Below are 10,731 nucleotides of genomic sequence, written 5' to 3'. Positions count from 1 at the left end.
GATGGTTGATGCTACAGTGATCCTGTCATCAGCCGAGTACCGCCCATGAGTCCGTCCAACACCCTCAGTCCCGCCACCGCCACCGCCACCGCCGCCGCGCCCGCCGCCGCCGATCCCGCGCTGTCCCAGGCCATCCGCATCGAAGGGATGAGTTGCGCCTCCTGCGTCGGCCGGGTGGAAAAGGCGCTGGCCGCCATACCCGGCGTGCACAGCGTCAGCGTCAACCTGGCCACCGAGATGGCGCGCGTCGAGTCGGCCGCGCCGCTCTCCTTCGCCGCCCTGGCCGAGGTGGTCGAGCGGGCCGGCTACCACGCCGCGCCACCGCCGGCCAAGCCCGAGTCGGCCGCCGTCGCCATGGCGCACAGCGGCAACGACGGCCGCGCCGTGCTGCTCGCCGCGCTGCTGTCGCTGCCGCTGTTGGCGCCGATGCTGCTCGACTGGTTCGGCGTCCACGCCATGCTCGACGGCCGCGTCCAGTTCCTGCTGGCCACGCCGGTGCAATTCTGGCTGGGCGCGCGCTTCTACCGCGCCGGCTGGAAGGCGGCGCGCGCCGGCAGCGGCAATATGGACTTGCTGGTGGCCCTGGGCACCAGCGCCGCCTATGGCCTGAGCGTCTACCAATTGCTGGCGGGCGCCCACCCCGACGCGATGGGCATGCAGGTGCTGTACTTCGAGGCCTCGGCCGTGGTGATCACCCTGGTGCTGCTGGGCAAATGGCTGGAGGCCCGCGCCAAGCGCCAGACCACGGCGGCGATCCGCGCGCTACAGGTGCTGCGCCCCGAGTCGGCGCGGCTGCGCCGTGGCGGGCAGGACATTGAATTGGCCATCGACCAGGTGCGACTGGGCGACCTGGTGGTGATCCGTCCGGGCGAGCGGGTCGCCGTCGACGGCGTCGTCGTCGAGGGCGCCAGCCAGCTCGACGAGTCCTTGATCAGCGGCGAGAGCCTGCCGGTGGCGCGCCAGATCGGCGAGCGGGTCACCGGCGGTTCGATCAACGGCGACGGCCTGCTGCTGGTGCGCACCGACGCGGTCGGCGCCGAGACCACGCTGGCCCGCATCATCCGCCTGGTCGAGGACGCGCAGGCCGCCAAGGCGCCGATCCAGCGCCTGGTCGACCGGGTCAGCGCCGTCTTCGTGCCGGTGGTGCTGCTGCTGGCGCTGCTGACCTTCCTCGGCTGGTGGCTGGCCGGCGGCGACGTCGGGCTGGCCATCATCAACGCCGTCGCCGTGCTGGTGATCGCTTGCCCCTGCGCGCTGGGACTGGCGACGCCGGCCGCCATCATGGCCGGCACCGGCGTGGCGGCCCGCTACGGCATTCTGATCAAGGACGCCGAGGCGCTGGAGATCGCCCACCACACCAGCACGGTGGTGTTCGACAAGACCGGCACGCTGACCGAGGGCAAGCCGACCCTGGCCGCCGCCGTGCCGCATGAGATCGGCGAGCGCGAGTTGCTGCAACTGGCCGCCAGCGTGCAGCGCGGCAGCGAGCACGCGCTGGCCCGCGCCGTGGTCGAGGCCGCCGCCCGGCAGTTGGCCGAGGCCGCGCCGGCTGGCGCGGCGCGGTTCAACGCCGCTCCGGCCAGCGAGCTCAGCGCCTTGCCCGGACGCGGCGTCGCCGCCACCGTCGACGGCCGCCGCCTGTTGCTCGGCAGCAGCCGCCTGATGGAAGAGCAGGGCGTGGCGCTGGCGCCGCTGGCCGCCCGCGCCGCCGCGTTGGAAGCCCAGGGCCTGACCATCTCCTGGCTGGCCGACAGCACGCCGCCGCGCCTGCTCGGCCTGCTGGCCTTCGGCGACCGGATCAAACCGGGCGCCCGCGCCGGCGTGCAGCGCCTGCACGCGCTGGGCATCCAGACCGTGCTGCTGACCGGCGACAACCAGGGCAGCGCCGACGCCGCCGGCGCCGCGCTCGGCATCGGCCGGGTGCTGGCCAACGTCCTGCCGGGCGGCAAGGCCGAGGCCGTCGCCGCGCTGAAGGCGGCCGGCCAGCGCGTCGCCATGGTCGGCGACGGCATCAACGACGCGCCGGCGCTGGCCGCCGCCGACGTCGGCATCGCCATGTCCACCGGCACCGACGTCGCCATGCACGCCGCCGGCATCACCCTGATGCGCGGCGACCCGGCGCTGGTGGCCGACGCCATCGCCATCTCGCGCCGCACCTACCGCAAGATCCGGCAGAACCTGTTCTGGGCCTTCATCTACAACCTGGTCGGCATCCCGCTGGCCGCCTTCGGCCTGCTCAACCCGATGGTGGCCGGCGCCGCCATGGCGCTCAGCTCGGTGAGCGTGATCAGCAACGCGCTGCTGCTGCGCCGCTGGAAACCGGAGGCCGCGCAATGAACATCGGCCAGGCGGCCAGCGCCACCGGCGTGACGGCCAAGATGATCCGCTACTACGAAAGCATCGGCCTGGTCGCGGCCAGCCGGCGCAGCGAGGCCGGCTACCGCACCTACAGCGAGGACGAACTGCACGCGCTGCGCTTCATCAAGCGCGGCCGCATGCTCGGCTTCTCGCTCGAGCAGATCCGCGAGCTGTTGTCGCTGTGGCAGAACAAGGCGCGCGCCAGCGCCGACGTGAAGGCCATCGCGCTCGGCCACGTGGCCGAGCTCGACGAGCGCATCGCCGCCCTCAGCGAAATGCGCGACACCTTGCGGCAGTTGGCCGGCAGCTGCCACGGCGACGCGCGCCCCGATTGTCCGATCCTGCAAAGCCTGGGCGCGGCCGGCGCCGACTGTTGCGCGACTAGCAAGAAGTGATAGACCCTTGGACGGTGCGACCGTATAATCGCGCTGTTTTGGTGCCCGCGCGTCCGTCCGGACGCGCAGTTAAACGGGAAACATGGCGCCGCCCACGCGGTCAACATGTGCTGCCCCCGCAACGGTAAGCAAGCGTCGTCGTCGACGACAAGCCGCAACTCAATACCACTGTGCGTTCGCATGGGAAGGTGGCGCGGTTCGTCTTGCCAGCCCGGATACCGGCCACGACAGGTGGAGGCGCGCGCGCCTTCTGTTCAATCGTGCCCACGGGGAGGTGGGTGGATTGCCGCTGTCTATCGGATCTTTCATGCTGTCATTTCTCACGCAACGGCCCCGCCGTCTGCAAACCGTTCGCCACGCCCGTTTCACCACGCTCACCAATTTGTCCGCGCTGGCCGCGCTGGCCCTCCCATGCGCCGCCGCGCGCGCCGACGAGGCGCCGCCACCGGCCGCTGCCGCTGCCGCCGCTGTCGAGGTGCTGGGCCACTACGACAACAGCGTCGGCACCTCCGGCGCCGCCAGCCAGGGCATGGTGACGGCGGCGCTGATCGCCAACCGTCCGGCGCTGCGGCCCGGCGAGCTGCTCGAATTCGTCCCCGGCGTGATCGTCACCCAGCACAGCGGCGACGGCAAGGCCAACCAGTACTTCCTGCGCGGCTTCAACCTCGACCACGGCACCGACTTCGCCACCTTCGTCGACGGCATGCCCGTCAACATGCGCAGCCACGCCCACGGCCAGGGCTACACCGACCTGAACTTCGTGATCCCCGAGCTGGTCGACCGCATCAACTACAAGAAGGGGCCGTACTACGCCGACGAGGGCGACTTCGCCTCGGCCGGCGCCGCCCACATGGGCCTGTTCAACAAGCTCAAGCAGAGCATGGCCAGCCTGACCGTCGGCCAGAACCAATACCAGCGCGCCATGCTGGCCGGCTCGACGGCGCTGGCCGACGGCAACCTGTTGTACAGCACCGAATACGCCCACAACAACGGCCCATGGCAGTTGCCGGAGGCCTTCCACAAGAACATCGGCGTGCTGCGCTACAGCCGCGGCGGCAGCGACAACAACTTCAACCTCACCGCGATGGCGTACAAGGGCGCCTGGCACTCCAGCAACCAGATTCCGCGCCGCGCCGTGGCCGCCGGCACGCTCGATCCCTACGGCGTGATCGACTCCAGCGACGACGGCGACACCTCGCGCTACAGCCTGTCCTTCGGCATGAAGCGGCGCAGCGCCGAGCAACTGTTCAGCGCCAACGCCTACCTGGTGCAGTCCAGCCTGACGCTGTACAACAACTTCACCTACTTCCTCGACGACCCCGAGCACGGCGACCAGTTCCGCCAGACGGAAAAACGCCGCATGGCCGGCGGCGAAGTGGCGCAGACCTGGTTCGGCAAGCTGGGCGGCCGCGACGTCAACACCAAGCTCGGCCTGCAGGGCCGCTACGACCACATCGCCCCCTTGGCGCTGTACGCCACCGAGCGCCAGCAGACCCTGCGCACCATCGGCGAGTCCACCGTCAAGCAGGGCAGCCTGGGCGCCTACGTCGAGAACACCGTGCAGTGGAACGATTGGCTGCGCAGCGTCGCCGGCCTGCGCTACGACCGCTACCGCTTCGACGTGCGCAGCAACCTCGCCGAGAACTCCGGCAAGGCCGGCGCCGGCATCACCTCGCCCAAGCTGTCGTTGGTGCTGGGACCGTGGCGCCAGACCGAGTTCTTCCTCAACTACGGCCAAGGCTTCCACAGCAACGACGCGCGCGGCACCACCGTGCACCTGACGCCGCGCGAACTGGAGCCGACCGAGCCGGTCACGCCGCTGGTCAAGACCCGTGGCGCCGAGCTGGGCATGCGCAGCGAGATCGTGCCCGGCCTGCAAACCTCGCTGGCTTTGTGGCGCCTGCGTTCGGCCTCCGAACTGGTGTTCTCCGGCGACGCCGGCGACACCTCGGCCAGCCGCGCCAGCCACCGCTCCGGCATCGAGTTGAACAACCACTACATCGCCCGGCCGTGGCTGCTGTTCGACCTCGACCTGGCCTACTCGCGTTCGCACTACAGCGAGGATGACCCGGCCGGCAAGCACATCCCCGGCGCGGTCGGCAAGGTCGCCTCGTTCGGCGCCACCATCACCGACCTCGGCCCGTGGTCGGGCGCCTTCCAGCTGCGCTACTTCGGCCCGCGTCCGCTGGTCGAGGACAACAGCCGGCGTTCCGCCTCCACCGCCATCGCCTACGCCCGCCTCGGCTACCGTATCGACCAGCGTTGGCAGCTGTCGCTGGACGCCTTCAACCTGTTCGACCGCAAGGCCAGCGACGTCGACTACTACTACGCCTCGCGCCTGCCGGGCGAGTCGGCCGAGGGTGTCGACGACATCCACTACCACCCGGTCGAATCGCGCAGCCTGCGCTTGACCCTGCGCGCCAGCTTTTAAGCGGCAAGCTCCGGCCATCCGGTCACGCCGCCCAAACCCAGCGGCGCAAGCTGGGGTCGGACCCTGCGGGGTCCGACCCCGGCTCTTCGCCGTTGGGTCCAGGCGACGTCCCGGGCGCTTTGTGTGGCCAGGCCCGGCCGCCTAGCGCACGAACATCCACACCGTCAGCAGCGCGCCGACCAGCACCACAAAGCCCCGCATGATTTTTTCCGGCAGCCGGTGGATCAGCCACGAGCCGCACAGCCCGCCGGCGATGCCGCCGACGCACAAGGCCAGCGCCGCCGGCCAGCTGATCAGCTTGGAGGTGGCGAAGATCACGGTGGCGGCGGCGTTCATCGCCATCGCCAGCATGTTCTTGGTGGCCGTCGCCATGCGCACCTGCTGGCCGGCGATGGTCAGCGCGGCCAGCATCAGGAAGCCGATGCCGCCGCCGAAGTAGCCGCCATACACGGCGATACAGCTTTGCACCAGCACCAGCACCCAGGTCGGCATGCCGCTGACGGCGTGCAGCGGCTTGCGGCGAAAACTGCCCCAGGCGAACATGCTGGTGGCGAACAGCACCAGCCAGGGCACCAGCCGGGCGAAGAAACTGACCGGCGTGTTGAGCAGCAGCAGCGCGCCGAGCACGCCGCCGACCACGCTGATCATGAACAACTGCTTGAAGCTCAGCGCGCCGACGTCGCCGACCAGCTTGCGCCCGGCCACCGCCGAGGTGGTCTGGCTGGGGAACATGGCGATGGTCGACGTCATGTTGGCCGCCAGCGGATTCAGGCCGGCCAGCAGCAGGGCGGGGAAGGTGATGAAGGAACCGCCGCCGGCCAGGGCGTTTTGCACGCCGGCAAAGAAGCCGGCGGCGGCGATCAGCAGGACGATGGGAAGTTCGAGCGGTGGAACGGGCGGCATGGGATGGCGCAGACAGAATGAAAAGTGGAACGGTGGCACCGTCGGACGCGGGGTCCGGATCGGGCCGTTCCGGCCGGATCGCGGCGGAACCAGCGCTGGCGGAGGATCGGGCCCCAAGCTTGAATTGGTGTGGGGAATTATACCCGCGCCGGGCCGGGCGAGCCGACGGTCTGCCGCCTAGTCGCGAATTGCAAAGCATCTCTTCCGCTTGGGCGATTTCTTCGCCGACTGCGCACTATTCATTTCGAATTCAATGAGATGGATCAATTTTGGCGAATGTCATCTTGCAAGATGCGCTATATACTCCGATATATAGCGGTAACTTGCGATGCGCTATCTCAGGCCGGCGGCGCAACGCTAGCATGGCCTGTCAGCGGTTTTCTTATAAAAACACAATTCCAAGGGGTGTATGTTGAACAGCAGGGATAGCTTGGCCGTTTCACTTTTTTCCACCGTTTTCATGGCCGGCGCGGCGCTGGCGGCGCCCGACGACGGGGCCACATTGGGCGAGATCCAGGTCACGGTGGTGGGCAAGAAGGGGCCGTCGGTGATCGGCGGCGGCAGTATCGGCATCGACGAGATCCGCCAGCAGGACCGCGCCAACGTCGGCGAGGCGCTCAACCTGGCCGCCGGCGTCAGCCTGAGCAAGGTCGGCGGCCGCAACGAACAGATGATCTACCTGCGCGGCTTCGACCTGCGCCAGGTGCCGATCTATGTCGACGGCATCCCCGTGTATGTGCCGTATGACGGCTATGTCGACCTGGCCCGTTTCAGCACCTTCGACCTGGCGCGCATCGACATCGCCAAGGGCTTCAGCTCCTCGCTGTACGGCGCCAACACCTTGGGCGGCGCGATCAACCTGATTAGCCGGCGGCCGGCCAAGGCGCTGGAAGGCGAGCTGGGCGGCGCGCTGCTGTTCAGCAACAAGGGCGGCATCCTCGGCCAGCAAATTTACGCCAACGCCGGCACCAACCGGGGCGACTGGTACTTGCAGGCCGGCGCCTCGTACAGCAACCAGGACAACTATCCGCTGCCGTCGAGCTTCGTCGCCGGCAAGGCCGAGGACGGCGGCGGACGCGACAACAGCACCCAGCACGACCACAAGATCAACCTGAAGTTCGGCTACACGCCCAACGCCGGCGACGAGTACGTGCTCAACTACATCAACCAACACGGCGTCAAGGATGTGCCGCCCTACACCGGCAAGATCGCCACGGCGCGCTACTGGCAGTGGCCGTACTGGGACAAGGAAAGCCTCTACTTCCTCAGCAAGACCCGTTTCGGCGAGCACACGCTCAAGCTGCGCGCCTACTACGACACCTTCAAGAACTCGCTGTCGCAATACACCGACGGCAGCTACAGCGTGCTGGCCACGGGCGGCAGCGCACCGAGCTACTACGACGACTTCACCACCGGCTTGAGTATCCAGGACGATATCCGCCTGAGCGCCGACAACCAGTTGCAATTGGCGTTCAACAGCAAGACCGATGTGCACCGCGAACACGTGCTGGCCCAGCCGGTGCAGACCGACCGCGACCGCACCCAGGTGCTGGCGATCGAGGATACGCATTCCTTCGGCGAACGCTGGAGCCTGGCCACCGGCCTGTCCTACCAGCGCGCCAGCGTGCTGGCGGCGCAGAACTATGTCGCCGCGAGCCGGACGATGAGCGACTTCCCGACCGATTCCACCTCGGCCGTCAACGGCCAGATCGGCCTGAACTACGCGCTCGGCGACGCCGGCGCGGTGCACGCCAGCGTGGCGCGCAAGAGCCGCTTCGCCACCATCAAGGACCGCTACTCCTTCCGCATGGGCACGGCGATTCCCAACCCCGGCCTGCGGGCGGAGAAGGCGAACCACGTCGAACTCGGCTACAGCGGCCGCGTCCTGCCGCAGTGGACGCTGGGCGCCACCCTGTTCCACAGCGAGATCAGCAACCTGATCCAGTCGACCGCGATCAGCAGCAGCGTCTCGCAGCAGCAGAACGTCGGCAAGGTGGTGGTCGACGGCCTGGAGACGGAGCTGCGCGGCGGCGCCGGCAAGGTCGAGCTGGGCGCCAACTACACACTGATGAACCGCAGCAATCGCAGCAACGCCAACCGTTTGATCGACACGCCGCGCCACAAACTGTTCGGCTATGTCAACTGGAAGGCCGGCGACGGCTGGACGCTCAACGGCAGCGTCGATGCCAACTCGCAGCGCTACTCCAGCAGCAACGGCCTGCAGGTGGTGTCCGGCTTCGCCGTCGCCAACGCCAAGGCCGGCTACCGCTTCGCCAACGGCCTGCAAGTGGAGGCCGGCGTGCGCAACCTGTTCGACCGCCTGTACGCCTACAGCGAGGGCTTCCCGGAGGCGGGCCGCAGCTGTTTCGTGCAGTTCAACCGCGCGCTGTAGACGGGGAGGTCGATGATGCCATCCCACCTGTCACCGCGCCGCCGCCTGTTGCGAGGGCTGCTCGCCGCGCTGCTGTTGCCGGCCTCGCTGCGGGCGCTGGCCGCCGCCAAGGCGCCGACGCAGATCAACATCCTGACCAGCTATCCGGACGATGTGATGGCGCGCTTCGAGGCGGCGTTCGAGAAGAACCATCCGCAGTACCGCATCCGCTTCCTGTGGCGCATGCCGCACGACGCGCTGCCGTATCTCGAACAGGCGGCGCAGCAGGCGGCGGGCGGCGAGACCGTCGACGTGTACTGGGCCACCTCGCCGCGCACCTTCGCCCGCCTGAAGCAGCAGCGCCTGTTGCGCAAGCTGGCGCGGCGGGAGGCCGCCCTGCCGGCGCGCATCGGCGCCACCCAGATCGCCGACCCGGACGGCTACTTCGTCGCCACCGAGGTGGCCGGCTACGTGTTCGCCTACAACCAGCGCAAGCTCGACCAGCTGGGCGTGGCGGCGCCGCGTGACTGGCCGGAGCTGGCCAACCCCAAGCTGCTCGACAATATCGCGCTGCCGGTGCCGGACGAAGTCGGCTTCGCCCCGGTGATGTTCGACATCGTGCTGCAGGCCTATGGCTGGCGGCGCGGCTGGGCGTTGTGGAGCGAGATCGCCGCCCTGGCGCAGCTGGTGCATCGCGGCGCCAGCTTCGTCGCCGATTTGGTCGGACCGGGCGAGGTGGCCATCGGCCTGTCGATCGACTTCTTCGTCAAGGCGGCCATCGCCAACGGCGCGGCTATCGCCCAGCGCTACCCGCAGCACAACGGCGTCAACCCCGGCCACATCGCCTTGCCGCTGGCCGGCCGCAACGGCGCCGGCGCCGACGCCTTCCTCCGCTTCGTCCTATCGGCGCAGGGCCAGGCCTTGCTGACGCAGCGCGACATCCGCAAGCTGCCAGTGTCGCCACAGGCATACGCCGGCATGGACGCGGCCGAATTCAACCCCTACGCGGCGGCCGCCAACGGCATCATGAACTACGACGGCGAGCGTGGCCGCGAACGGCTCAACGTCATCGCCGCCGTGTTCAGGCAGATGCTGGCCGCGCCGCACGCCGAGCTGCGCGCGTTGTGGCAGCGCGTCTACCGCGCCGAGGCGGCCGGCCGCGACGCGGCGGCGGTGCGCGCCTTGCTGACGCAGCCGCCGCTCGACGAGGCCGGCGCCGACGACGAGGCGGTGCGGCGCGAGTTCGGCAAAAACCTGGAGGGCAGCGCGCCGCCGCAGCAGGAGCTGGCGCAGGCTTGGTCGCGCGCCTGCGCGGCGCGGCGCGCGCAGGCCGGCTTGATGTTGGACGGGATGGCGGTATGACATGGCGCGCTCCATCGCGGCGTGCGCCGCTGCGTGCGCCCGCGCGCCCGACCGCGCCGACAACGGCGACAACGGCGACAACGGTAACTGCGACAACTGCGACGAGGGCGGCCTCGTTGAGGCATCTGGCGTCCCTGACCTTGCTGGCGCTGGCCGCGTGCGCGGGCGGCACTGCCGCTTTCGCCTCCGCTTCCGCTTCGTCTTCCGCCTCCGCCTCCGCCTCCGCCGCAGGCCCGACCACGCTCAGCGCCGCCGCCAGCGAGCCGCCGTCGCTTGTCACCGGCAACACTACGCGCGAAGCCTTTGCCCAGCCGCTGGCGCAGCTGCCGCCGGCCTTGCGCGAGAGCTTCCAGCGTGGCCGTTCGCTGTTCCGGCAGAATTGGGTGATCGCACCGGCGGCCGACGCGCAGGTGGACGGCCTTGGCCCCTTCTACAACCGTATCTCCTGCATCGCCTGCCACAGCGCCAACGGCAAGGGCCACGCGCCGGACGGTCCCAACGAGCGCGCCGGCGCGCTGCTGGTGCGCCTGTCCGTGCCGGGCGTTGACGACCACGGCGGACCCAAGCCGCATCCGGTTTATGGCGACCAGTTCCGCGAAGCCAGCATACCCGGTGTGCCGGCGCCCGGCCGCGTCAGCATCGCCTGGCCGGCACGGCTGGCGCGCACGGTGACGCTGGCCGGCGGCGCCAAGGTGCGCCTGCGCGCGCCGCAGATCCGCTTCCATGAGCTGGCCTACGGACCGTTGCAGCGGCCATTGACCTCGGCCCGCGTCGGTCCCGTCGTGTTTGGCCTCGGCCTGCTCGCGGCGGTGCCGGATGCCCCCTGTGTCAGGATAGTTGTCGCGTCATCTGATTTCTCGTAATCGTACAGGGGGCGGAGCAAAGACGGGCAGTGAAACACTATTCAGCAG

7 protein-coding genes and 1 riboswitch are annotated in these 10,731 nt (G+C 69.2%); of the genes, 6 read left to right on the top strand and 1 reads right to left on the bottom strand.

What is annotated here, in order from left to right; genetic code table 11:
* Positions 1-45 precede the first annotated feature (45 nt).
* From H7U20_RS07165 to H7U20_RS07155, 3 genes are all read left to right on the top strand, one after another.
* Positions 46-2,337 carry a heavy metal translocating P-type ATPase gene (locus tag H7U20_RS07165; RefSeq protein WP_199518924.1) on the top strand — a complete coding sequence of 764 codons (2,292 nt, stop codon included), beginning with the start codon at positions 46-48 and terminating at the stop codon, positions 2,335-2,337.
* The gene (gene cueR, locus H7U20_RS07160; protein WP_199518923.1) at positions 2,334-2,753 is read left to right on the top strand and encodes a Cu(I)-responsive transcriptional regulator; all 420 of its coding nucleotides are present in this window, start codon (positions 2,334-2,336) and stop codon (positions 2,751-2,753) included. Before H7U20_RS07165 ends, cueR begins: the two co-directional genes overlap by 4 nt.
* A gap of 22 nt (positions 2,754-2,775) precedes the next feature.
* Positions 2,776-2,994: riboswitch (cobalamin riboswitch) on the top strand.
* A 66-nt stretch (positions 2,995-3,060) separates the two neighbouring features.
* Positions 3,061-5,184, top strand: a complete 2,124-nt coding sequence (locus H7U20_RS07155) for a TonB-dependent receptor (RefSeq protein WP_199518922.1) — start codon at positions 3,061-3,063, stop codon at positions 5,182-5,184.
* A gap of 141 nt (positions 5,185-5,325) precedes the next feature.
* Here H7U20_RS07155 and H7U20_RS07150 read toward each other — a convergent pair whose 3' ends face one another.
* Positions 5,326-6,087, bottom strand: coding sequence for a sulfite exporter TauE/SafE family protein (locus tag H7U20_RS07150; RefSeq protein WP_199518921.1), 762 nt, complete (start codon positions 6,085-6,087; stop codon positions 5,326-5,328).
* A gap of 430 nt (positions 6,088-6,517) precedes the next feature.
* On the opposite strand from H7U20_RS07150, the gene H7U20_RS07145 reads away from it, so the two are divergent.
* From H7U20_RS07145 to H7U20_RS07135, 3 genes are all read left to right on the top strand, one after another.
* Positions 6,518-8,479 carry a TonB-dependent receptor plug domain-containing protein gene (locus H7U20_RS07145; RefSeq protein WP_199518920.1) on the top strand — a complete coding sequence of 654 codons (1,962 nt, stop codon included), beginning with the start codon at positions 6,518-6,520 and terminating at the stop codon, positions 8,477-8,479.
* 12 nt (positions 8,480-8,491) lie between these two features.
* The gene (locus tag H7U20_RS07140; RefSeq protein WP_199518919.1) at positions 8,492-9,820 is read left to right on the top strand and encodes an ABC transporter substrate-binding protein; all 1,329 of its coding nucleotides are present in this window, start codon (positions 8,492-8,494) and stop codon (positions 9,818-9,820) included.
* 116 nt (positions 9,821-9,936) lie between these two features.
* Complete coding sequence (locus H7U20_RS07135; protein WP_233410560.1) at positions 9,937-10,683, top strand: di-heme oxidoredictase family protein; 747 nt, start codon at positions 9,937-9,939, stop codon at positions 10,681-10,683.
* Positions 10,684-10,731: the final 48 nt, after the last annotated feature.

Source organism: Rugamonas violacea (genome assembly GCF_016461825.1).
In the GTDB taxonomy this organism is placed as follows: domain Bacteria; phylum Pseudomonadota; class Gammaproteobacteria; order Burkholderiales; family Burkholderiaceae_D; genus Rugamonas.
Note: the sequence above shows the minus strand (reverse complement) of the source record. Positions and strands in the feature narration are given on the sequence as shown.

What these genes read in the sequence shown, in the direction of transcription:
- H7U20_RS07165 (WP_199518924.1), top strand. Translation starts at nt 46, where the DNA reads ATGAGTCCGTCCAACACCCTCAGTCCCGCCACCGCCACCGCCACCGCC.
- cueR (WP_199518923.1), top strand. Translation starts at nt 2,334, where the DNA reads ATGAACATCGGCCAGGCGGCCAGCGCCACCGGCGTGACGGCCAAGATG.
- H7U20_RS07155 (WP_199518922.1), top strand. Translation starts at nt 3,061, where the DNA reads ATGCTGTCATTTCTCACGCAACGGCCCCGCCGTCTGCAAACCGTTCGC.
- H7U20_RS07150 (WP_199518921.1), bottom strand. Translation starts at nt 6,087, where the DNA reads ATGCCGCCCGTTCCACCGCTCGAACTTCCCATCGTCCTGCTGATCGCC.
- H7U20_RS07140 (WP_199518919.1), top strand. Translation starts at nt 8,492, where the DNA reads ATGATGCCATCCCACCTGTCACCGCGCCGCCGCCTGTTGCGAGGGCTG.